This is a genomic window from Rhizobium sp. BK289 (assembly GCF_014193575.1).
Lineage (GTDB): Bacteria > Pseudomonadota > Alphaproteobacteria > Rhizobiales > Rhizobiaceae > Rhizobium > Rhizobium tropici_C.
The window spans coordinates 266,974-290,650 of the sequence record NZ_JACHZO010000009.1 but is presented as its reverse complement, the minus strand read 5'-3'; the positions used below and the strand labels follow the sequence as shown (position 1 = coordinate 290,650).

Here is a 23,677-nt window from a genome sequence, read left to right as displayed (position 1 = left end):
CTGCTAGGCAGAATCCTGCCGGTTCTTCTGGTCGAGCTGCGTCACCAGCGCCAGGATGGTTGCCGAGACCGGCGTCGGCACATTTGCGAGCTTGCCGAGCGAAACGACGACACCGACGAGAGGCGTGATTTCCAGCGCCTTGCCGGCAAGCAGATCCTGCAGCATCGAGGTGCGCACAGGGCCGATCTGACGCGAGCGGTCGAGGCGCTCTTCGATCGACATGGCGATATGGCATCCCAAAGCCTCAGCGACAGCCTTCACTTCGCTCATTACCTCGCCAACCATGGCTGCCAGCGGTGGATCATCCATGATGTCGGACATCAATCCCCTGGTCAGCGCGCTGATCGGATTGAAGGCGGCGTTGCCCATCAGCTTGCTCCAGATATCGTCGCGGATGCGTGTGGAAACGGAGACGTTGACGCCCGCTCTCTGCAGCAGTGCCGCGATGGCCTCGATGTCTGCGGTCGTCTCGCCGGAGGGCTCGCCGAGGATGAAATGGCCGTTGTTGGCGAGCTTGACCTCGCCGGGGACGACGACTTCCGCTCCCTGATAGGCAACGCAGCCGATCACGCGCTCCGGCCCGATCAGGCGCCGGAGATCGCCGTTCGGATCGAGTTCCTCCATCTGGTGTTCCGCATGGCCGCTCTGCCTGTCCCGGTGAAAATACCACCACGGCACGCCGTTGAGGATCATGACGACGCGAGTGCCCGAATGCAGCAGTTTTGCAATTCCGGGGACAGCTGCAGCGAGCTGATGGCCCTTGAGCCCGGTGATGACGAGATCCTGCGGCGGCAGCTCGCCCGCATCGGCCGTTGCCGTCATCCGCGCCACGAGAGGGCTATCCGCGCCGGCTTCCCAGAGGCGTATGCCGCCAGTGCGAATGGCCTCCAGATGAGCTCCGCGTGCGACGGCGGAGACCTGCGTCTGCGCTCCTGCAGAGGAAGCGAGCTTTGCGGCAATGGTGCCACCCAGCGCGCCGGCGCCGTAGACACAGATGTTCTTGAAGGGAGAGGATGTCATGCTTGATGCTCCAAATGAGATCACGTGCTCGGAAAAGATATGTCGCGCTTTCGATTTGGCGAAGGGTCTTCGAGGCTTCAGGCAATTGAGACTGAAAATCGCCGAACCTTCCTCCAAACTACACGCTTATGGAAATTTCACCATGCTCGCCGGAGCGTGAGTGAAATCAATCCGGCAAAGGAAACCGCTTTTCTGCCGGCATCGATCGCTGGATTTCCGTCGTGCCGTTTAAGGAGCAATGGCAGCGCAATATCTATCGCGAAGGGCTGCAACGCGCCGGCTTCTGGAAGCCTGGTTCGAATGGATGATTGCCGCGATCAGCATGAGTGTTTTCCGATCATCACGCGCTCGGGCTAGTCTTTACCACAATCGCATCCTAACCTCCGCTAGATCGCTCTGGACCAAGGACAACCGGTGCGATATCGATTTCTCAATTGTCCTTTCTAAGTTGATGAATTCGCCGGGGAAGATCGTTGCGTTTCGAAGCCCTCAACCGTCTCTGGGACAGCGTTCGGGAGACCAGCCATGATTTCCGTGCCTCGACGGATGTGTTTCCCGTCGTGGATATCGAAAAGCTGAGTGCGACCCTCGACCTGAAGGAGAAGGGCGCTGCCGCCGGGCGCCAGAACCGGCCGCCGCCGGATGCCCAGTCGCTTGACGAGACGGAGCAGCGCATCGTCGCCTGGGTCGAAGCGGAGAAGAAGAGTTCCTACCAGATCCTCGAAGACCAGTTCCAGACCTTCGACAGCCGCTTGCGCAACCTCGATTTCGAAGGACAATTCGGGCTGATCCGCCAGGCAAACGCTTCCAGTGTCTCCGATTTCAAGGCGGAGGTGGCAAGCGGCGTCGACGAGCTTCACGGCCTGCGCCGCAAACTGAAGACGGCCGAGGATGAAATGGTGGGCTTCAAGGCCAGGCATAAGCTGCAGCGCGCCGCGAAGGTTTCCAGCCGTGCGGCATGGGGCTTCAAGGTCTCGCTGATCGTCTTCCTCGTGCTCATCGAAATGGTGATGAACGGTAGCTTTCTGGCCAAGGGAAGCGAACAGGGCATCGTTGGCGGTGTGACGGAGGCGGCTGCCTTCGCTATCCTGAACATCGGCACAGCGTTGATGTTTTCCTTCTTCTGCGTCCGCTTCCTCGTGCATCGATCCCTTGCGCTGAAGCTGCTTGGCCTGCTCGGTCTCGTCGCCTATGTCGCCGTCGCCCTGGGGATCAACATCGCGCTGGCACATTATCGCGAGGTCTCAGCGACGATCCTGAGCGGAGCCGGTGCCGAGGTGATTCAGCGCCTGAAGACGGCGCCTCTCGGACTGCAGGAGCTGAACTCCTGGATGCTCTTTGCCATCGGCCTGATGTTCTCGCTCGTCGCCTTCATCGACGGCTGCTATCTGACCGACCCCTATCCGGGCTTCGCCGGCGTCCAGAAGCGGCTCGATGCGGCGAGGGACAATTATATCGACCGCAAGCTCGATCTGATCGAGGATCTCCGCGAGATCCGCGACGAGCACAACGGCAAGATCGAGGAGATCATCCGCGACCTCTCGCTGCGCCGGCAGGAAACGGCTGCCATCATCGCGCATCGTGCGAGGACCGCGGGCCTTTTTGCCGAACACCAGAACCATCTCGAGCGGGCCGCCAATGTGCTGCTCACCTCCTACCGCGACGCCAACCGGGCCGGGCGCACCGAGCCGGAGCCATCCTACTTCAATGCCGCCTACAAGATGGAGCGCCTGACACCTGTCATCCGCAGCGAAGAGGAATGGGACGACAAGGTGCTGGGCTCGCGCATCCAGGGTGCGCAGACGGAGCTTTCGGAGCAGATCAAGCGGATCGGCGATGAATTCGAGCGCGCCATCGAAAAATACCACCAACTCGATAATCTATTCCCGGAGAGCATCCTTGGCTCGACGCAAGCGGCGTAGCCGGCGCGGCGGATCCGCCGGTCTCATCATCGCAACGGTTTGTCTCGCCGTCCTGTCCCTCGGGATCGTCGGGGCCTATGGCTGGCTGCGCTACAAGGCGAGCGGCAATGTCGCCATCGACCAGGCGTCGCTCTGCCCTGTGGACGGCCCGAAGGCGGAAACCGCCATTCTGCTCGATGTCACCGATCCGATATCGGACACGACGGCGCTCGATCTGCGCAACCAGTTCCAGAAGATCGTTGCGGATGTGCCGATCGGCGGCGCGATCGATATCTATGCGCTCACCGAGAAGGAGGGTGAACTGATTCAGACCTTCCACGGCTGCAACCCCGGAAGCGGCGCGAGCGTCGACGAATGGACCAGCAACCCGCGCCTGGCGCAGGCGCGATGGGAAAAGGGTTTTCAGAAGCCGCTCGCCGATATCGCCGGCAAGCTGACCGCGGGCGAGTCCGGCAGGCTGTCGCCGATCATGGCCGCCATCCAGAAGATCAATCTCGAGGTCTTTGCCAATGCACCGGTCGGCTTGCCGAAGCGCCTCTACATCGCTTCCGACATGATCGAGCACACGGCCGCCTTCTCGAACTACCGGGACGGCGTCTCCTACCAGAAATACCAGCACAGCCCAGCAAACGACCAGTTTCGCACCTCATTGAATGGCGCCACGGTCAAGATCCTTGCCTTTCAAAGGCCCAACATGAAGTTCAGCATGGAGGATCTTGCGAATTTCTGGGCGCAATGGATCAAGAACAGCAACGGTGATTTCGGCGGCTTCGTGCGGTTGGAGGGGATACGCTGATGGCCAATACCGACGCCAGATATCTCATCCGGGATTATGGGCCGATGGTGCTGTTCGCCTCCATCACCATCGGCGGCATGATCTTCATCTGGTCGTCGAAGCTCATGGGCTGGTCACTGCCCATCGTGACGGGTGTGCCGCTGGTGTTGATGGGGATCTACTTCATCGTATCGCTGGCCGTTGCCGGATTCCGGCTGCACAACGAGCAGGCGGGCGACAACCTCTATTACATGGGTTTTCTCTTCACGCTATCGAGCCTCGGCGTATCGCTCTATCTCTTCGCCGGTGAAACATCGATCGAGACCATCGTCCGCAACTTCGGCATCGCCGTCACCTCGACCATTGCCGGCGTGACGCTGCGCATCCTCTTCAACCAGATGCGGCGCGACCCGATCGATATCGAGCGCAGCGTCCGCCACGAGCTTGCCGAGATGACGCGGCGCGTGCGCACTGAACTCGACTCCTCCTCGCGCGAATTCTCACACTACCGGCGCGTCAGCAACCAGATGCTGTCGGAAGGGTTCGAGGAGATCGCACGGCAGGCCGAACGCAACGGTCAGGAGATCAACAAGATCTTGGAAATGCTGGCAAAGCAGGCGGTGACGCCAATCAACGACGCGGCCGCACAGCTGACGGCGACGACCTCGCAGCTGTCCGAGATCATCGGGACCTTCGGCACCGCCGTCGAAAATGTCGGCAAGAAGCTGGATGAGATCCGCGCGCCGGAGGATGTCGTGCGCGCCGAGTTGGCGCCGGCGATTGCCGCCATCAAGGAGATGTCGGAGGCGCAGTTGCAGCCGCTGCGCAATATCGAGCTCGCGCTCGGTCGCGTGGCCGAAGCGATGGGGCAGGCACCACTGCCGAAACCAATGGCCGATGGCGACATCGCTGCGGAGCCCGAGGCCGTGCCGCGAAAACGCTGGTGGCATCTATGGTAGCAGGAGGCCCGGACAGCACGCCGAAACTGGAGCACAAGGGCTATAATCGTGGCCTGATCCTTGGCCTGACGATGGCCGAATCCATGCTGCTTCTGGTTTTCTGCCTGTTGCTCGTGGCCGCCGCCTTGATTTCGTCGGAGAGAAACAAGCGCTATGAGGTCGAGCGCAAGCTTGAAAAGGCTGAACAGCAGGTGGCCTTGCTGGAGAAGAAGCGCGCCGAGCAGGCGGCCGAGATCGTGCTTCTCCAGTCCAAGGTCGTCTCCGGCGATCTCTCCGCTGCCGACAAGGCCGTGGTGGACAAGCAATGGCGAGAGCTGGTGCTGGCGAAAGAGGCACTCGACAGCATGGCGGATCAGGGCGCGACGACGGCTGATCTGCAATCGCTTTCCAAGGTAGCCGCCGTTCTGAAAGAACATGACGTCTCGCTAAAGGCGGCGCCCGATGAGATCAACAGGCTTCTGGCTGGAAACGGAGGCGGGAAGGGCATGCACGACTGGCCGCCTATCATCAATCTTGACGACGCCAAGAAGAACTATTTCCAGTCGGGAAGCGCCGAGCTTACGGGCACCTTTTCACAGCTGCTCAGCACGACGATCACGGACGAAATCGCCAGCAATCTGAGCCTCTACGGCGCCAATATCGTCGAGGTCATCGGCCATACGGACGAACAGCCATTGGCGCGGGAAAAATCCAATCTCGATGATACGATCATCGGCGCGATGGACGGCAAGCTGCCGGTATCGGCATTGCTACCCGCCGACAATGCCGGGCTTGGCCTTGCCCGCGCCATTGCCGTCGCCAATGTGCTTAAGGCCAATCCCAAGCTGAAAGATGCCACCATCCTGCCGATGTCTGCCGCACAGCTGATCCTGCCCGGCGACACCGTCACCTCGGGCCAGCGTGGCGCCGTCGAAACGCGCCGCCGCATCGAAATCCGCGTGCGGGGCAGGGCGGCGCCCGTTGCCGTGATCAATGCCGGTGCTGCACCCTCCACCGACACGCAATAATGCGGAGCGGCATGACCATCAGCTCCGCAATCCCGGCGCTTCATACCCGGTGCGCTCCACATATTCCGTGTAGCCGCCGGTATATTGGTGGATGCCTTCCGGCGTCAGTTCCAGCACGCGGTTGGAAAGTGCGGCCAGGAAATGCCGGTCGTGCGAGACGAACAGCATCGTGCCCTCATATTGCGACAGCGCCTCGATCAGCATTTCCTTGGTGTCGAGATCGAGATGGTTGGTCGGCTCGTCCAGCACCAGCAGGTTCGGCGGATCGAAGAGCATGATCGCCATGACGAGCCGAGCCTTCTCGCCGCCCGACAGCACGCGGCATTTCTTTTCCACGTCGTCGCCGGAAAAGCCGAAGCAGCCGGCGAGCGCGCGTAGCGAGCCCTGACCGGCCTGCGGAAAATCATGTTCGAGCTGCTGGAATACGGTGCGCTCTCCATCGAGCAGATCCATGGCGTGCTGGGCAAAATATCCCATTTTCACACTGGCGCCGAGTGCAACGCTGCCTTCATCAGGCTGCGCCGAGCCGGCAACCAGCTTCAGGAGTGTGGATTTACCGGCGCCATTGATGCCCATGATGCACCAGCGCTCGCGGCGCCGCACCATGAAATCCAGCCCTTCATAGATGGTGCGGCTGCCATACTTCTTGTGGACGTTCTTCAATACGGCCACGTCTTCGCCCGAGCGCGGCGCCGGCTGGAATTCGAAGGCGACGGTCTGGCGGCGCTTCGGCGGCTCGACACGATCGATCTTTTCCAGCTTCTTCACGCGGCTCTGCACCTGCGAAGCATGCGAAGCGCGTGCCTTGAAGCGCTCGATAAACTTGATTTCCTTGGCAAGCATCGCCTGCTGGCGCTCGAACTGCGCCTGCTGCTGTTTCTCGTTCTGGGCACGCTGCTGCTCGTAGAACTCGTAGTCGCCCGAATAGCTGGTCAGGTTGCCGGCATCGATTTCGATGATCTTGCTGACGATGCGGTTCATGAACTCGCGGTCGTGCGAGGTCATCAGGAGTGCGCCCTCATAGCCCTTAAGGAAGGATTCGAGCCAGATCAGGCTTTCGAGATCGAGATGGTTGCTCGGCTCGTCGAGCAGCATGACGTCGGGGCGCATCAAGAGGATGCGGGCGAGCGCCACGCGCATCTTCCAGCCGCCAGACAGCGCGCCGACATCGCCGTCCATCATCTCCTGGCTGAAGCTCAGGCCATCAAGCACCTCGCGGGCGCGGCCCTCAAGAGCGTAGCCATCGAGCTCTTCATAGCGCGCCTGCACCTCGCCATAGCGCTCGATGATCTCATCCATCCTGTCCGCCTGGTCCGGATCGCTCATCGCGGCTTCCAGCTCGCGAAGCTCGGCGGCAACCGCGCTGACCGGCCCGGCGCCTTCCATGACTTCCGCCACGGCACTGCGCCCCTCCATCTCGCCGACATCCTGATTGAAGTAGCCGATGGTAACGCCCTTATCGACCGAAACCTGCCCCTCATCGGGTTGCTCCTGCCCCGTGATCATCCGGAAAAGCGTCGTCTTGCCGGCGCCGTTCGGCCCCACAAGACCGACGCTCTCGCCCCTGTTGAGCGCAGCGGACGCCTCGATGAAGAGGATGCGATGACTGTTCTGCTTGCTGATATTCTCGATACGAATCATGATTACGCGAGGCCCGAAGAAAGTCTTGGCGCCTTATGCCAAGGGTCGTGCGCTCTCTCGCAGCTTTTGGCACTTGGCGCAAGCTCCATGGTTTTGCTGCCGGACCGATGGATTCAGAGCAGCCGCACTTCTTTCGAAGATATGTTGCGAGCGCCCCAATTCGTACAGATCGGGCGGTTTCAGGCTGGCGTCCCCATTGAGCCACGCGGATATTGTGCCCGCCGGTGTCGTGTCTGGTTGGAGGCGGGATGCGGGGAAACCGAACGATGGGCGCCTTTATCGAGGCACCAGTTGGTCTGCAGTTCGGGTGCGATAAGGGGGCACATATGCAAATGGTTGCGGAAGCAAGCGAGGTCGATGTCCTGGATGCGGCTCTAAGGCGCTCATGGAGTGAAGTTCAGGGATGGGTTGGTGACAGAATCCCGCACATCCTGAAATTTGTTCGCGAGCTGCACGATACACGCAAGATAGAAGGCGACATCCTGGAGATTGGCGTCCATCACGGCAAACTGTTCTTCCTGCTCTCTGCCGCATCACGGGACAACGAACGCTGTATTGCGGTTGATCTGTTCGAGGATCAGCAGAAGAATCTCGATCACAGCGGTAAGGGATCGCTGGCCATATTCAATCAGCACCTGCAGGAGCTTTTTCCCGACTATATCTCCCGTGTAACGGCGATCTCGGCCGACAGCATGTCGTTGACACCGGCGACCGCGCGTGAGCGACTGGGTGTGACCGGGGTGCGCCTGATGTCCGTCGATGGAGGCCATACAGTCGCACACGTCATGAATGACATGGAGATCGCCCAGGAGCTGCTCGTTCCCGGCGGCATCATATTGCTCGACGATTTTCTCGGTGTGCATTGGCCGACAGTGACTGAGGGATTCTATCGATATATGCAGATTGCCAATCGGCGGCTGGCGCCGTTTCTGATCTTTCAGAACAAGCTTTTTCTGACCACTTTTTCCGAACAGCCGGAGACACTGACAAGATTGCGCAGCTTCTTGGATCGGACTTTGCCGAATGAGATTCACTCTGGACACTGGCGTTACGCGACGGTCGGCGATCACAGCGTTCTTTCGTTCGCATAGGTTGACGTGTCGTCGAAGCGGGGAGTGCCGACGCCCGATGGCAATACCGGGAAGGTTCCTGTGCAATGAAAAATCGTCGCTGCCGGCGGCATGTTCCTACAGCTGGCTCAACGCAATGGATATGAAATTTCTCAGCGATGCGACGGATTCCAGTCTGTTGTGACGTTTATTCAGACGGGACCGTGAAAGATCAGCTGGCGCTTGATTATATCTGGCGAATTGCTGGCTCCTCAAACAGAAACGAGGAATTCAGCCATGCCCGCGTTTTCCGTCCGCTTTCAGCAAAGCTTGCCTATGAGTATCTCACGAGATATCGCAATTCTATTGCTTAGTGTGATGCTGATCGCCACCACCGGATCATCCGAAGCGTGGTCTGCAAACGCAATCTCCCGCCATGCAAAGCTCCATCAGCCGGTCAAGCAGATCGCGGACCAGCGCGTGTTCATCGACACGCCGGACGGGAAGGGGGAGCTGCCCGTCTACGCCGATCATGCGATCGACACGGCTGCACCCGAGGTGACGACGGTGCTGGTCGTGATCCACGGTACGCTTAGAAACGCCGATGCCTATTATGCGACCGGGGAGAAGCTGCTGGCGAAGGCGGGCGATGTGGCGAAGGGGACGATGGTTGTCGCGCCGCAGTTCCTGATCAGGCCGGATGTCAAGGCATTCTCGCTGTCCGCGCAGACCCTGGCCTGGACGCAAAACGGGTGGAAGGGCGGAGAAGCCGCGCGCCAGCCGGCGCCGATCAGTTCCTTCGCCACGCTCGATGCCTTGCTTGGGCATTTCAGTGATCGTCGCCTGTATCCATCGCTGAAGACTATCGTCGTGATGGGGCACTCGGCGGGAGCGCAATTGGTCCAGCGCTATGCGGTGGTCGGGCGCGAAGCGGAAAGCCTGGCGAGTGCCGGCATCTCCGTCCGCTACCTCGTCGCCAATCCGTCGAGTTACCTCTATTTCGACAATGAGCGACCGGCGTTGCCGGATCAGCAGGCGGCATTGGCCTCATGCCCGAAGGCAACGCAATGGCGTTACGGGCTTGCCGGCGCGCCGCCATATGTGTCCTCGCAGGACCCTAAGCTGCTCGAAACGAGATATGCCGCGCGTAATGTCGTTTACTTGCTGGGGGAGACGGACACGAACCCCTACACCCATTTCATCGATCGCTCCTGCGGGGCAATGGCGCAAGGACCATACCGGCTCGCACGCGGGCTGACCTACTTCGACTATATGAAAAAGCGGCATCCGTCCGAACTCGATCAGAAGGTCGTCGAGGTGCCCGGCGTGGGGCATGACGACGAGGCGATGTTCACATCCGATTGCAGTATTTCTGTCTTGTTCGATCGACCAATTCCACAATCCTGCCCGGTCGTCGCGGGAACGTCTAAAGCGCCAGGAACGCAGCGGTAGCATTCTTCGAGCGAGCGACCTCGTCCCTTATGCGTCAGCCCCGATATGCCGGCCGCGGACGTGCGGATCGCGTTTTCCGGAGGATCGGCCGTTCTATGAACAGGTAGCAAACGATCGTGAAGGCGAGCGAACCCAATGCAATGAACACGGGCTGCGTGCCGTGAGGCACCCCGATACGCAACAGCAGCGCCGTTGCCAGGACACCCATCAGCACATGCCAAACGTAAATGGAATAGGACGCATCTCCCAGGAAATGTAGGAATGCCAGCCGCGGCACGCCTCGTTCCCGTTCCGCGAAAACAGCGCCTGACAACAGCAACACTGCCGGTATGCCCCAGCGGATAGCCCGTTCCAAGTGGATCAGCGGGTCACTCGCCACAAGCAACGCGACTGCGACGATCATCAAGCCGATAGCGGCGGAAAAAGGCAGCCGAAAGCCCTGTTTCCACAGGTGCCCGATGATGATGCCGGCAGCAAATTCCAGAATGACCGGTTGTGTGAAAACACTGAAGTAGCCGAGAGGCAGCAGGTAGTGCGCAATCACGATGGTCACGAAGGCTGCCATCAGGAGCCATAGCCGCCTGAATTCCGGCAGAAGCAGTGAAATCGAAAAGATGAGATAGAAGAACATCTCGTAGGACAAGGTCCATCCCTGCTCGACAACCGGGTGCAGCGCTTCGTCCTTCATGAGGGGCACGAAGAACAGCGAGCCGATCAAGTTCTCCATGCTTGAATTCGCGTCGAAGAAGAATTGCGGCTTCAGCACGGCGACGATGAAGGTTGCCGCCGTCGCAATCCAGTAGAGCGGCACGATCCTGATGAGCCGGCGCCACATGAATTCCTGCGGACCGAGCGATCGTCCGTCGGTCGTGACCCACATGATGAAGCCGCTGATGACGAAGAATATGTCGACACCCGCCGCACCACTCTTGAAGTCCAGGCCGTATGTTTCGCAGACATGGAAGCAAAGAACGGAAATTGCGGCGATGGCCCGCAGATATTGAATGCTCGTGATATCGCTGCCGGTTTTCAAAGCGGTGCCTCGCGCGACTGAAATGCCATCGCCGGGACCTTGCGGACCGATGGAGCGATAGGGAATGAGTCGAAAGGCCGGACACTCACGCAGAATGATTTGGAGGGCCGGCGGACCGAATGTTGCTGGCAGCAACACTTCCAATGAAAATGGATGATTTCCCGCCGGTTTCGTGACCGAAATCGGGCATTTGGGATGCGGAGGGCCTACTGCGATGAATTCGGAGGCCTTCATGTGGTTGGCCTATCGGTTGACGATTCCGTCGGCCTTTGTCCACCCATTCAGGCAGCCCGATCACTGAATTACATGTTTCGGCCGCAATAGGGTTGGCCCGCTTGGGCTTTCAGTGATGAGCTTGGAACGGCGGCTGCTTGTTCCTTTTGCGTCCATTTGACGATTGGCGTAATCCGCAACAGTGATGGCATGTTCCGCCAATGATCTGCCGCCAGCGAGCTTCTATTTGTGATCTTGCGAACAGAGAGGCAGATATGAGCAATACACGCAAGAAAACAGCGCTGGTGACCGGCGCATCCTCCGGCATGGGCAAGGAAATCGCCAAGCGCCTCATCAGCGATGGCTTCAGGGTCTATGTGGCGGCGCGCAGCATCGACAAGATGCTGGATCTCGAACGCCTTGGTGCACGTGCCCTGCAGATGGACGTGTCGGACGACGACGAGATCAAGGCGGCCGTTGGGATCATTCTCGCAGAAAGCGGCGGCGTCGATGTCCTTGTCAACAATGCAGGCTTCGGACTGTATGGACCAGTCGAAGACATCGCCATGGACGAGGCGAGATATCAGTTCGAAGTCAATGTCTTCGGCCCGGCGCGCTTGACCCAGCTTCTCTTGCCCGCGATGCGCCAGAGGGGCTCCGGCACCATCGTCAACATCACCTCGATGGGCGGCAAGATCTATACGTTGCTCGGTGCGTGGTACCATGCCACAAAGCATGCGCTCGAGGGCTGGTCGGATAGCCTGCGGCTGGAACTGGCCCCGTTCGGCATCGATGTCGTTGTCATCGAACCAGGCCTGATCGAGACAGGATTTGGCGATGTGGTCGCCGACGGCCTTGTGAAGCGCTCCGGGGCAGGTCCCTATGCCAAGGTCTCGCAAGCCGTCGCCAAGACCACGAGGGCGACCTATGGCCATGGGCGCGGCACGGATTCGAAAGTGATCGCGGATGTCGTCTCGGCTGCCGTGCATGCGAGAAGGCCGCGGACGCGCTATGTCGCCGGCAAATATGCCAAGCCGATGATTGCGATCCGCAAATGGCTCGGTGATCGGATGTTTGATCGCATCATCATGAGCCAGATGCGCTAACATTTCCCGAGGCGGATGACAGACGAGCGCACTTCTGCGAGATCGGGCTTAGAGGGTCGACTGAGATGAGTGTGATGCCAGCAGATAAATGCAAGGTGCCGCAGGCCTTCTGGCGTGCGGTCGAGCGGATCGGCTTGCCACCGTCTGCGGTTCTGCGTCAGGCCGGTTTGCCCGCCACGTTGTATCTGGGCGAGAATGGCATGGTGACGACCTCGCAGTATTTTGCGATCTTCAGGGCGCTCGAAGAGTTGATGCCGGAGCCTGCGCTCGGACTTCGGCTTGTCCGCGAGGCGGATACGGCGGTTCATCCACCATCGACCTTGGCCGCCTTTCACGCCAGGGATTATCGCGATGCACTTTACCGGGTCGCGCGCTTTAAGCGGCTCTGCACGCCCGAGCAACTGAGTCTCCATGAGGATAAAGGCGAAGTCTCGATCACAAGCAACTGGATTTACGCGACCGAGCCTGAGCCCAGGATCGCCACGGACGTTGCCTTCGCCTTCCTGATCGAGCTTGGTCGCCGCGGAACCGGCCAAGCTCTGACGCCGATTCGGGTCGAGTTCATGCGCTCCGGGCCAAAGAGCGATCTGTATCAGTTCTTTTTCGGGTGTCCTGTGAAGTATGGTGCTCCGCAGAACAGGCTCGTCCTGAAATCGGCCGATCTTGACCGGCCGTTTCCGGGCCACAATCCGGAGCTCCTGGAAATCCTCACGCCGGCGCTTGCTGCCGCCATGGGTGAACTGCAGGCCCGCAGTTCCATTGGCGACCAGGTGAAAGTTGTCCTGAAGCGATCGCTTGCAAGCGGACGTCCGGAGTTGTCGCAGATAGCGCAGGATCTCAACATGAGCGAGAGAACGCTGCAACGGCGCATCACCGATGAGGGCAAGACCTTTCGCGAGCTTCTGTCGGAAGCGCGCCAGGAACTCGGACGGCAACTCCTGTCCAACCCATCCACCGACATCGACGAGGTCGCATGTCTTCTAGGCTATCAGGATCGCAGTTCCTTCTATCGCGCCTTTCGTGACTGGGAGGGGCTGACGCCTCTGCAATGGCGCGAGCTGAACGAACGGGATGCCTCGCAATTCAATTCGCTGCATTGATGCAGATTCCTGAAGACCGAATACCAAGGGATCGGCTCATGAATCGCACTCGGTGCGTAATTGGGGCGCGCCAGTATCTTCGGGTAACGCAAGTTGGCGTATGGCGCCTGTCACCCGACGTTCGATTTCTATCATAGTTGATTCTTGTCTTGTTCCGCGAAGTACTTCCGGGCACCGAAGTGCCCGGAAAGGATGCCTGGTTGTCCGCCCAAAAGGTCACGTTAATGACATCAGAATGGCCAATGACAACCTAATGGCGCGTTCCGTGTGCGATCAGATGCTCAGCTGCAGCCACTCGTAGCTCCACACGTGTCGCACTTCTCGCAAGTTCCATTCCGGACCATCGTGAAGTTCTGGCACTCCGTGCACATGTTACCGGTGTAGCCCTGCATGATGGAGCGGGCGCGGCGTTCGGATTCGAGCTTCTTGGCTTCGGTCTTGGCCGTTGCCGCGTCGCTTGCGGCCTTGTCGGTGAAGAGGCCGGTGGTTTCAGCGGTTTCGTTCGCCAGTTCCTCTGCAATCTCTTCGGCCAATTCCTTCGCGCGCTCCTCATAGTCGCGCTTGAAGGCGACGACTTCGGAGGTCGAGACCGCGCTCGCCGGCTCCAGCTTGCGCGCCGTGTTGCCGGCAAAGGCGGTCACGGTCGAAAGCGAGGCTCCGCGGACCGGGGCGCCAGATGCCGAACCCTTGGCTTCGGCTGCCGGACGTTCGCCGCTGGTCGGAACCAGTGTCGGCTTGTAACCGCGGGTCAGGCCCTTGGAGACGACATCGGCCTTGCCTTCGGAAACACCGCGGCCGAGCGCCGTGTTGTTGAAGTCCGAGGTGTCGACATGGGCAAGATCGTGACGGCCGAGATAGGAGATCGCCAGCTCGCGGAACACGTAGTCGAGGATCGATGTGGCGTTCTTGATGGCGTCGTTGCCGGTGACGATGCCGGCCGGCTCGAACTTGGTGAAGGTGAAGGCGTCGACATATTCCTCGAGCGGCACGCCATACTGCAGGCCGAGCGAGACGGAGATCGCGAAGTTGTTGATGAAGGCGCGCAGAGCCGAGCCTTCCTTGTTCATGTCAAGGAAGATTTCGCCGAGACGGCCATCGTCATATTCGCCGGTGCGCAGGAAGATCGTGTGTCCGCCGATCTTGGCCTTCTGGGTGTAGCCCTTGCGGCGACCGGGAAGCTTTTCCTGCGTGCGCACGACCTTCTCGATCACGCGCTCGACGATCTTTTCCGTGATGGTGACGGCCTGCGCGGCGGCCGGCGCCTGCAGGAATTCCTCCAGCGCATCCTCGTCGCTGTCATCCTCGATCAGCGAAGCGTTCAGCGGCTGGCTGAGCTTGGAGCCGTCGCGGTAAAGAGCGTTGGCCTTGAGGCCGAGCTTCCAGGACAGCATGTAGGCGTTCTTGCAATCCTCGACGGTCGCCTCGTTCGGCATGTTGATCGTCTTGGAGATCGCACCCGAGATGAAGGGCTGAGCGGCCGCCATCATGCGGATGTGGCTTTCGACCGAGAGGTAGCGCTTGCCGATCTTGCCGCAGGGATTGGCGCAATCGAAGACGGCGAGGTGCTCGTTCTTCAGGAACGGCGCGCCTTCCAGCGTCATGGCACCGCAGACATGGATGTTGGCGGCCTCGATGTCCTTCTTGGAGAAGCCGAGATGGTCGAGCAGGTTGAAGCTCATATCGGCCATCTGCTCGTCGGAAACCTTCAGCGTGCCCTTCAGGAAGTCGGCGCCGAGCGTCCACTGGTTGAAGACGAACTTGATGTCGAATGCGCTCTTCAGAGCGGCGTTGACGGCATCGATCTTCTCAGCCGTAAAGCCCTTGGCTTTCAGCGTCGAGGGGTTGATGGCGGGAGCCTGGTTCAGGTTGCCATGGCCGACGGCATAGGCCTCGATCTCGGCGATCTGGCTTTCGGAGTAGCCGAGAGCGCGCAGCGCTTCCGGAACGGCACGGTTGATGATCTTGAAGTAGCCGCCGCCGGCGAGCTTCTTGAACTTTACGAGAGCGAAGTCCGGCTCGATACCGGTCGTGTCGCAATCCATGACGAGGCCGATGGTGCCGGTCGGCGCGATCACGGTTGCCTGGGCGTTGCGGTAGCCGTGCTTTTCGCCGAGTTCCAGCGCCTTGTCCCAGGCGGCCTTGGCATGGGCAACGAGATCCTGGTCCGGATTGTCGGAATGGATCAGCGCCACCGGATTGACCGACAGGTTCTCATAGCCCGAGGTCTCGCCATAGGCGGCGCGGCGATGGTTGCGGATGACGCGCAGCATGTTCTCGCGGTTCGGCTTGAACATCGGGAAGGTCCCGAGTTCGGATGCCATTTCAGCCGAGGTCGCATAGGCGATGCCGGTCATGATCGCCGTCAGCGAGCCGGCGATGGCGCGGGCTTCGTCCGAGTCATAGGGAATGCCCGACGACATCAGCAGGCCGCCGATATTGGCGTAGCCGAGGCCGAGCGTGCGGTATTCGTAGGAGAGTTCGGCGATACGGCGCGAGGGGAACTGCGCCATCATCACGGAGACTTCGAGAACGACGGTCCAGAGGCGGACGGCATGCTCGTAATCGGCAATGTTGATGCGCTTCGTCGCTGCATCCTTGAAGGTCATCAGGTTCAGCGAAGCAAGGTTGCAGGCCGTGTCGTCGAGGAACATGTATTCCGAGCACGGATTGGAGGCGCGGATCGGGCCGGCAGCCGGGCTGGTATGCCAGTCGTTCATCGTCGTGTTGAAATGCAGGCCCGGATCGGCCGATGCCCAGGCGGCGTAGGAAATGGACTCCCAGAGGTCGCGGGCCTTCAGCGTCTTGATGATCTTGCCGTCCTTGCGGGCGGTCAGGTGCCATTCGCCGTCATTCTCGACGGCGCGCAGGAAGTCGTCCTTGATGGAGACGGAATTGTTGGAGTTCTGGCCGGATACGGTCAGATAGGCTTCCGAATCCCAGTCCGTGTCGTAGGTCTTGAATTCGAGATCCTTGTAGCCCTGGCGGGCGAACTGGATGACGCGCTGGACGTAGTTTTCCGGAACCTGGTCCTTCTTGGCAGCGCGGATCTCGCGCTTCAGGGCAGGGTTCTTGGCCGGATCGAAGCAATCGTCATTGTCGCCTTCGCAATTCACCGTCGCCTTCATGATCGCCTTCAGGTGCTTGGCGACGATCTTCGAGCCGGTCACGAGAGCGGCAACCTTCTGCTCTTCCTTGACCTTCCAGTTGATGTATTCCTCGATATCCGGATGGTCGATGTCGACGACGACCATCTTGGCGGCGCGGCGCGTCGTGCCGCCCGACTTGATGGCGCCGGCGGCGCGGTCGCCGATCTTCAGGAAGCTCATCAGGCCCGATGAACGGCCGCCGCCGGAAAGCTTTTCACCCTCGGCGCGCAGCATCGAGAAGTTCGAGCCGGTGCCGGAGCCATACTTGAAGAGGCGGGCTTCGCGAACCCACAGATCCATGATGCCGCCTTCGTTGACGAGATCGTCCTCGACCGACTGGATGAAGCAGGCATGCGGCTGCGGATGCTCATAGGCCGACTTGGACTTGGTGAGCTTGCCGGTGAAGGGATCGACATAGAAATGGCCCTGGCCGGGGCCATCGATTCCATAGGCCCAGTGCATGCCGGTGTTGAACCACTGCGGCGAGTTCGGAGCGACGCGCTGGGTGGCAAGCATATAGGCAAGCTCGTCACGGAAGGCTGAAGCATCTTCCTCGGAAGAGAAGTAGCCGCCCTTCCAGCCCCAATAGGTCCAGGTGCCGGCAAGGCGATCGAAGACCTGGCGCGCATCGGTTTCGGAGCCGCTCTGCTGCTCCTTCGGCAGATCCTTCATGGCAGCTTCGTCGGGCACGGAACGCCACAGGAATGAAGGAACGTCGTTCTCCTCGACCTTTTTGAGCTTGGCGGGCACGCCGGCCTTGCGGAAGTACTTCTGCGCGAGAATGTCGGCGGCAACCTGCGAGAACTGCGCGGGCACGTCGATATTTTCGAGGCGGAAGACGATCGAGCCGTCCGGATTCTTGATCTCGCTGGTCGCCTTGCGGAATTCGATATCCGCATAGGGTGACTGGCCGGCCTTCGTAAAACGACGTTCGATGCGCATAATCCCAATCCTCATTCGTTGGTGTGCGCCCGCATGAAAGCAGGGCGCAAAAATTCTCATTCCGGCATCGCGATTTCAACGCGCAGCCAGTCTTCAATCCGCTTTCTGACAGGAGGTGTCACCCGGAGATGAGTTTCCTGTATCTTGTGGTGATGGTGGCCGCAAACACTAAATATAGTATTAACAGCTTATTGCCGCCAGTCCCCGCATCTATTTTTTCGACGGCATCGAGATCGGCACAAAAACCCCCGCGGCGGCCACCGGCAAAGGTGAATCGCCTTGAATCAAGATCCGATTTCGAATTGAGAACCAGCCCTCACTAACCCGCCTGGTCCAGTCGCCGCCGCAACGTCGTCCATTAACTTTGAAAGACCCGATTCCGTCAAGGGGTGGTTTGTAATGGATTGCTAACCACAATATCTTGTGGGCTCGCCTGTGGAAAGTGGGGAAACGTCAGTAGAGTAGAAGAATCAAGAGCTTGATGGGAGATGCTCGCCCTTTGTGGGATCGATGACGGCGCAAGCCTCATCACTGCGGGTGTCGAAAACGACAAATTTGTGTCCGTGACCGCGAGACCATTGGCAAGGCAGCGAAATCATGCTGTGGCGCATCACGATTCGGGCCGAAACCCTTGAATCCCACGCATTCTCGCTATTGTGACGCCTACTAAATCTAGTGGGCGCCGCAGCGCCCACCTCTATTACCGTCTTCCGGTTCGATTTCGACGCGCAGCAGAATCAGCGAGTGATTCGCAACGCGAAATGGCGGTTTAACCGCGGTGACCCTTGGCGATCGGCTCCTGATAGGTGAAGCCCATGTCCCAGGGGAAGTAGATCCAGGTGTCCTGGCTGACTTCCGTGATGAAGGTGTCGATGGTCGGCACGCCCTTCGGCTTGGCATAGACGCAGGCGAAATGTGCCTTCGGCAGCAGGTTGCGAACCTCGACGGCCGTCTTGCCGGTATCGGTCAGGTCGTCGATGACGAGCACGCCTTCGCCGCCATTGACCGTCAGTTCCGGCGCGATGCCTTTCAGCAGGTTCATTTCGCCCTGGCTGGAATAGTCGTGGTAGGAGGCGACGCAGACCGTCTCGATCAGGCGGATATTGAGTTCGCGCGAGATGATGGCGGCCGGCACGAGGCCGCCGCGGGTGATGCAGACGATTGCCTTGAAATCGCGGTTGAGACCGGCGAGCCGCCAGGCAAGGGCGCGCGCATCGCGGTGGAACTGATCCCAGGATACGGGAAAGGCTTTATCGGGCAGGGACATGGCAGAAGCTCCGGGGCATGGAATAATGACGCGCCGGCAATGCCGGCGACCCTGAGCAGACCCCGCGGCGGGCGCGGACCATGAACCAAATCCGGAACGCGATTCGCTTGCTATCTGCTTGAACAGGATCTCATCCGGGAAAAAGCCATGTGCTTTTTCGGGACCATGCTCCGTCGACCACGCGAACGGTTCCCTGGCGGGAATTCTGTCATCGGTCGCTGCTTTCTGCTGGATTTGCCGGCAAAAGGCAATAGCCGCAAAGCCCGCAATCGGTGCACATCCGCACCCGAAACCGTTTGATTCGCGCTTTGGCGGCTCAGCGGGCCAGAAGCGTTATCGCCGTCATCGATTGCAGCAGGGTGCGCGTCGTGCCACCGAAGATCATTTGCCACAGCCAGGAATGCGTATAGGCACCCATAACAAGCAGATCGATACTGTCATCCGCCAGGCGGTTTTCGATGACCTGCGACGGCGTCGACTTGCCGGTGCAGGCCGCCGTCACGAATTTGGCGCGAACGCCATGGCGCGTCAGCGCCGCCGCGATGCGAACGCCGGTTTCCCTCGACGGGTGGGATTCTTTCTCGGATGTGCTGACCGAGAGGATCTCGACCGAATCTGCAGCCTTGAGGAAGGGTAGGGCATCGAACGTTGCACGCGCCGCTTCCTTCGATCCGTTCCAGGCGATCAGGACGCGGCGGATCGGCTTCGGAGCGGTCAATATATAGGGGATCAGAAGCACCGGGCGGCCGCTGTCGAACAGGAAGGTTTCGACGTCAACCTGAGAGTCGCCATATTTGGATGGGTCCGGCTGCACGGCAACCAGCAGGTCGGCGCTGCGGGCGCTTTCGATCAGTGGTTCGGTGCCGTAGCCGGACGTGCTGGCAAAACTGTGCCATTCATAGTCGAGACCGGCGCTTTCCATCTTTGCGCGGAACAGCCGCTCGATTTCGACCGCCTGATGATGAGCGGCATCCTGAAGAGCCTGCACGGCGACGGGATCAGGAATTTCCATCGGCGCCACCAGCGGCACAGTAGAGACGATTTCCGCATGAAGACCGACAACGCAAGCGTCGTGCTCCTTCGCCAGCGCTGCCACGAAATCGGCGGCGATGCGCGTGTTGCCGGGATTGTCGAGAACGGTCAATAGGGTCTTGTACGACATGACGTGATCTCCCATGCGGAGGGTTGGATCTCAGCATTATATCTGCATTCCGCGATAAATTAATGCGCTTCGATCGCCTCTGGTTCCGCAAGGAGTGCAGCCATTCGTTGAGTATTATGCCTCAGCCGATTGATTTTCCTTGGCTTTCGACTGGCGGATGTCTTCGATCATCGCGCGTACCTCGGCTGCGACATTTTCAATTAATTCGGCGGACCGGCCCCTCACGACGATTTCCGTCGAGAAGGATTGGCCGACATAGCGCGGATAGGAACCGATGCTCGTGTCCGGATGTGCCTTCTGGATGAGCCCGAGTGGCGTGCCGATCTCGCCCTCGCCATAAGGGCAGGAAATGGCGGTCGACAAAACGCGCGCTCCGGTCTTGAGCGTCGGTATGACATTGTCGAGCATGGCCTGGAAGACCTGCGGCACGCCGGCCATGACATAGACATTGCCGATGTTGAAGCCGGGAGCGGTCGAGACCGGATTGGCGATGTGCTTCGATCCCACAGGCATGCGGGCCATGCGCTGGCGCGCCTCGGTGAACTCCATCTCGCGTCGCGCATACATTTCCCCCATGATCCGCATGGCCTCGGCGTCGTGCTCGCAGGGCACCCCAAAGGCCTTGGCGATGGCATCGGCGGTAATGTCGTCATGGGTCGGCCCGATGCCGCCGGAGGTGAAGACATAGTCGTACTGGGGGCGTAGGGCATTCAGCGCCGAGACGATGGCATCCTCATCATCGGCAACGATGCGGACTTCCTTCAGGTCTATGCCGGCCAGCAGCAGGACATCGGCGAGATGGCCGATATTCTTGTCCTTCGTCCGGCCGGAGAGCAGTTCGTCGCCGATGGCCAGCATGGCGGCTGTGACAATGGTATCGTTTGACATGAGGACATCCGTGAAAATGCGCATCGGCGCGTTCGCAAAAAGTTCGAAATAGGTAGCGCCGTTTTCCGCGAATGCAAACGGTCGATTTCGCATGGGCGCAATCATCGGGAAGCGACGCAAATGAATTTTTCGTCTACAGGGGATGAACAGTGCGTTCCGGGCATGGGGGCTGCGCTGTTGTCGCATCGCTGATAAAACTTGCCACCACAATCAACGCGTCCAACAAACAGGAGACGTTCATGGCTAAGGTTCTGGTTCTCTATTATTCCTCCTACGGTCATATCGAGAAGATGGCCTATGCCGTCGCGGAAGGCGCAAAGTCGGCCGGAGCTGAAGTTACCGTCAAGCGCGTTCCGGAACTGGTGCCGGAAGAGGTTGCCAAGGCCTCCTATTTCAAGCTCGATCAGGAAGCCCCGGTCGCAACGCCCGACGAACTCGCAGACTATGACGCCATCATCATCGGCGCCGGCACCCGCTTCGGCACCGTTGCCTCGCAGATGCGCAATTTCTGGGATCAGACCGGCGGTCTCTGGTTTGGCGGCAAGCTGGTCGGCAAGGTCGGCTCGGTCTTCACCTCGTCCGCGACCCAGCATGGCGGCCAGGAATCCACCATCCTCGGCTTCATCCCGACCCTTCTGCACCACGGCATGGCCGTCGTCGGCCTCCCTTACGCCTTCCAGGGCCAGATGGGCACCGAGGAAGTCAAGGGCGGCTCGCCCTACGGCGCTTCGACGATCACCAACGGCGACGGCTCGCGCCAGCCATCGGAAATCGAACTGGAAGCCGCAAAATATCAGGGCGCGCACGTCGCCAAGATCGCGGCAAAGCTCACGGCCTGATTTGAATTCTGCATATCGATTGAGAGGGGCGCGGCAAAAGCTGCGCCTTTTTCGTTTGGGCTTGATGGAATTTGACTTTTTGGTGCGGACGACGGGGGTCGAACCCGTACAGCCAAAGGCCGAGGGATTTTAAGTCCCTTGCGTCTACCAGTTTCGCCACGTCCGCGTGCTTTTTCCCTTCAAGCACTTGAGCGATTCAGTCAAGGAAATGTTTTGTGGGAAGAGTTTGATCTCTATGGCTTTGCCTGACTGACCCAGGCGAAGCCCGCCTAAGCCGACGGATCGGTGTTGGACGGGCCTCTAACCATCATCATGATGGCTGTCACGCATTGGAGACAGGCGAAGCCGCACTGTCAACTCGTAGAATTTGGGGATGAAGAGGTGGACGGCATCATTGGGAAGAATCTCGTTCCGGCAGGTCCGAAAGCGCGCTAAACAGGCTTTCTTTACTCATCTTTCCTGTGCCATAGCGGGGATGGATTGAAGAAGGACGGACAAGCCGTGGACAAACAGACTGTTCTCGAAGCCACCGAGGCCATGCGTGGCCTTTTTCCCGCAACGCCGCTGCAGCTGAACGAGCATCTTTCCGCCCGCTATGGTGCCGACATCTGGCTGAAGCGCGAGGATTTGACGCCGGTTCGTTCCTACAAGATCCGCGGCGCCTTCAATTTCTTCCGCAAGGTCATTGCCGAGGGCGGCACGGGGAGGACTTTCGTCTGTGCCTCCGCCGGCAATCATGCCCAGGGCTTTGCTTTCGTCTGCCGGCATTTTGGTGTGCCGGGCGTCGTCTATATGCCCGTGACGACGCCGCAGCAGAAGATCGACAAGACCCGCATCTTCGGCGGCGAGTTCATCACCATCAGGCTCTTCGGCGATTTCTTCGATCAATGCTATCAGGCGGCCCGCGAGCATGTCGATGAGATCAATGGCGTCATGGTGCCGCCTTTCGATCATGCCGATATCATCGAAGGGCAGGCGACGGTTGCTGCAGAGATCGCCGAGCAACTGCCTGATGGCGTTGTCGCCGATCATGTCCTCCTGCCTGTTGGCGGCGGAGGCCTGGCAGCTGGCATCACCGGCTATTTTTCCGATACGCTTGCCCGTAACGCCTTCACCTTCGCCGAACCGGCGGGAGCGCCGAGCCTGCGCCGCAGCATCGAGGCGGGGCAGGTGGTAACGCTTGCCAAGGTCGATAATTTCGTCGATGGCGCCGCCGTTGGCCGCATCGGCGAGCTGAACTTCGCCGCGCTGAAGGGTTTTGCGGCCGAGCAGGTCAAGCTCATCGAGGAAAATGCCATCTGCGTCACCATCACCGATATGCTGAATGTGGAAGGCGTCGTGCTGGAGCCGGCCGGCGCGCTGGCGATCACGGCGCTGGAAAAGCTCGATCGCGACGCCATCCGCGGCAAGACCATTGTCGCCGTCGTCTCCGGCGGCAATTTCGACTTCGAGCGCCTACCTGATGTCAAGGAACGCGCCATGCGCTATGCGGGCTTGAAGAAATACTTCATCCTGCGGCTGGCTCAGCGCCCCGGCGCGCTTCGCGATTTCCTCAACATGCTCGGGCCGGAAGACGATATTGCCCGCTTCGAATATCTGAAGAAGAGCGCCCGCAATTTCGGCTCCATCCTGATCGGCATCGAGACGAAGAATCCGGATAATTTCAAGCAGCTTATCGCCAATTTTGAAAGTTCCGGCATGGGCTATGAGGACATCACCGAAAACGAGATCCTGGCAAACCTGATCATTTGACTTTGCGACCCCGCAACCTTCATGCTAAAGGCGATCCATGGCTTCGTTCTTTTCAAATATCCTTTCGATTTTTACCGGTGGCGCATCGCAGGCTGGCACTGAAAAGTCCGGCGGCTCGACGGTTAGCGTCGAGCCCCAGGTGCATGCCGGCTGCACGATCTATGCGACGCCGCAGCGCGAGGGCAATCAGTTCCGGCTCATGGGCCGGATCGAGAAGGATGTGAATGGCGAGATCCTGGTGCGCAATTTCATCCGCGCCGACGTCTTCACCTCGTCCGACGATGCAGTGGAATCGACCTTCCGCAAGGGCCAGCAGATCATCGATCAAAACGGTGCCGGCCTCTTTGGCGACGGCGAAAAAGTCCGCCAGGTCTGAAGCAGCCAAACTCCTTTAACATGCATCA

At 59.7% G+C, this 23,677-nt stretch carries 18 protein-coding genes and 1 tRNA gene; 11 read left to right on the top strand and 8 right to left on the bottom strand.

Annotation, left to right across the window (positions count from 1 at the left end; all coding sequences use genetic code 11):
- Window positions 1–3 precede the first annotated feature (3 nt).
- A complete protein-coding gene (locus tag FHT84_RS19710; RefSeq protein ID WP_183763592.1) occupies window positions 4–1,020 on the bottom strand; it encodes a 2-dehydropantoate 2-reductase in 1,017 nt (338 codons plus the stop codon).
- Between the two features lie 473 nt (window positions 1,021–1,493).
- On the opposite strand from FHT84_RS19710, the gene FHT84_RS19705 reads away from it, so the two are divergent.
- From FHT84_RS19705 to FHT84_RS19690, 4 genes are read left to right on the top strand one after another with little or no spacing between them, the layout of a single operon-like run.
- A complete protein-coding gene (locus FHT84_RS19705; protein WP_183763589.1) occupies window positions 1,494–2,942 on the top strand; it encodes a hypothetical protein in 1,449 nt (482 codons plus the stop codon).
- Window positions 2,920–3,738, top strand: a complete 819-nt coding sequence (locus tag FHT84_RS19700) for a hypothetical protein (protein WP_112341020.1) — start codon at window positions 2,920–2,922, stop codon at window positions 3,736–3,738. Before FHT84_RS19705 ends, FHT84_RS19700 begins: the two co-directional genes overlap by 23 nt.
- Window positions 3,738–4,676: a hypothetical protein gene (locus FHT84_RS19695; protein WP_183763586.1), complete on the top strand. Its 939-nt coding sequence runs from the start codon at window positions 3,738–3,740 to the stop codon at window positions 4,674–4,676. Before FHT84_RS19700 ends, FHT84_RS19695 begins: the two co-directional genes overlap by 1 nt.
- Complete coding sequence (locus FHT84_RS19690; RefSeq protein WP_183763583.1) at window positions 4,670–5,683, top strand: OmpA family protein; 1,014 nt, start codon at window positions 4,670–4,672, stop codon at window positions 5,681–5,683. Before FHT84_RS19695 ends, FHT84_RS19690 begins: the two co-directional genes overlap by 7 nt.
- An 18-nt stretch (window positions 5,684–5,701) precedes the next feature.
- On the opposite strand, the gene FHT84_RS19685 is transcribed toward FHT84_RS19690, so the two are convergent.
- Window positions 5,702–7,324 carry an ABC-F family ATP-binding cassette domain-containing protein gene (locus FHT84_RS19685; RefSeq protein ID WP_183763581.1) on the bottom strand — a complete coding sequence of 541 codons (1,623 nt, stop codon included), beginning with the start codon at window positions 7,322–7,324 and terminating at the stop codon, window positions 5,702–5,704.
- A gap of 266 nt (window positions 7,325–7,590) precedes the next feature.
- Between FHT84_RS19685 and FHT84_RS19680 the strand changes: the two genes are divergently transcribed.
- Both FHT84_RS19680 and FHT84_RS19675 read left to right on the top strand, forming a co-directional pair.
- The gene (locus FHT84_RS19680) at window positions 7,591–8,415 is read left to right on the top strand and encodes a class I SAM-dependent methyltransferase (protein ID WP_246698561.1); all 825 of its coding nucleotides are present in this window, start codon (window positions 7,591–7,593) and stop codon (window positions 8,413–8,415) included.
- A gap of 336 nt (window positions 8,416–8,751) precedes the next feature.
- Complete coding sequence (locus FHT84_RS19675; protein WP_246781524.1) at window positions 8,752–9,825, top strand: alpha/beta fold hydrolase; 1,074 nt, start codon at window positions 8,752–8,754, stop codon at window positions 9,823–9,825.
- Between the two features lie 34 nt (window positions 9,826–9,859).
- On the opposite strand, the gene FHT84_RS19670 is transcribed toward FHT84_RS19675, so the two are convergent.
- Window positions 9,860–10,858, bottom strand: a complete 999-nt coding sequence (locus FHT84_RS19670) for an acyltransferase (RefSeq protein WP_246698562.1) — start codon at window positions 10,856–10,858, stop codon at window positions 9,860–9,862.
- Window positions 10,859–11,346: 488 nt separating this feature from the next.
- Here FHT84_RS19670 and FHT84_RS19665 point away from each other — a divergent pair, with 488 nt between their 5' ends.
- Both FHT84_RS19665 and FHT84_RS19660 read left to right on the top strand, forming a co-directional pair.
- Complete coding sequence (locus tag FHT84_RS19665; RefSeq protein WP_183763579.1) at window positions 11,347–12,177, top strand: oxidoreductase; 831 nt, start codon at window positions 11,347–11,349, stop codon at window positions 12,175–12,177.
- 65 nt (window positions 12,178–12,242) lie between these two features.
- Entirely contained in the window at window positions 12,243–13,277 is a 1,035-nt protein-coding gene (locus FHT84_RS19660; protein ID WP_183763575.1) for an AraC family transcriptional regulator, read from the top strand.
- Window positions 13,278–13,558: 281 nt separating this feature from the next.
- Here the strand turns inward: FHT84_RS19660 and FHT84_RS19655 are convergent, their stop codons facing one another.
- The 4 genes from FHT84_RS19655 to FHT84_RS19640 all read right to left on the bottom strand — a co-directional run bounded on the left by FHT84_RS19655 (window position 13,559) and on the right by FHT84_RS19640 (window position 20,682).
- A complete protein-coding gene (locus tag FHT84_RS19655; protein ID WP_183763572.1) occupies window positions 13,559–17,365 on the bottom strand; it encodes a vitamin B12-dependent ribonucleotide reductase in 3,807 nt (1,268 codons plus the stop codon).
- 769 nt (window positions 17,366–18,134) lie between these two features.
- On the bottom strand, window positions 18,135–18,632 hold the full coding sequence (gene gpt, locus FHT84_RS19650) for a xanthine phosphoribosyltransferase (protein WP_112340991.1): 498 nt from the start codon (window positions 18,630–18,632) through the stop codon (window positions 18,135–18,137).
- A 316-nt stretch (window positions 18,633–18,948) separates the two neighbouring features.
- Entirely contained in the window at window positions 18,949–19,794 is an 846-nt protein-coding gene (locus tag FHT84_RS19645) for a universal stress protein (RefSeq protein WP_183763569.1), read from the bottom strand.
- A 114-nt stretch (window positions 19,795–19,908) separates the two neighbouring features.
- The gene (locus FHT84_RS19640; protein ID WP_183763566.1) at window positions 19,909–20,682 is read right to left on the bottom strand and encodes a competence/damage-inducible protein A; all 774 of its coding nucleotides are present in this window, start codon (window positions 20,680–20,682) and stop codon (window positions 19,909–19,911) included.
- Window positions 20,683–20,921: 239 nt separating this feature from the next.
- On the opposite strand from FHT84_RS19640, the gene wrbA reads away from it, so the two are divergent.
- On the top strand, window positions 20,922–21,521 hold the full coding sequence (gene wrbA / locus FHT84_RS19635; protein ID WP_112340989.1) for an NAD(P)H:quinone oxidoreductase type IV: 600 nt from the start codon (window positions 20,922–20,924) through the stop codon (window positions 21,519–21,521).
- Window positions 21,522–21,601: 80 nt separating this feature from the next.
- Here the strand turns inward: wrbA and FHT84_RS19630 are convergent.
- Window positions 21,602–21,687 (bottom strand) — tRNA-Leu (locus tag FHT84_RS19630).
- A 335-nt stretch (window positions 21,688–22,022) separates the two neighbouring features.
- Between FHT84_RS19630 and ilvA the strand changes: the two genes are divergently transcribed.
- Together ilvA and FHT84_RS19620 are read left to right on the top strand one after the other, a co-directional pair.
- Complete coding sequence (gene ilvA / locus FHT84_RS19625; RefSeq protein ID WP_183763564.1) at window positions 22,023–23,273, top strand: threonine ammonia-lyase IlvA; 1,251 nt, start codon at window positions 22,023–22,025, stop codon at window positions 23,271–23,273.
- Between the two features lie 37 nt (window positions 23,274–23,310).
- Window positions 23,311–23,649 (top strand): HlyU family transcriptional regulator, encoded by a 339-nt coding sequence (locus FHT84_RS19620; protein ID WP_015339645.1) that lies wholly within the window; start codon window positions 23,311–23,313, stop codon window positions 23,647–23,649.
- Window positions 23,650–23,677 lie beyond the last annotated feature (28 nt).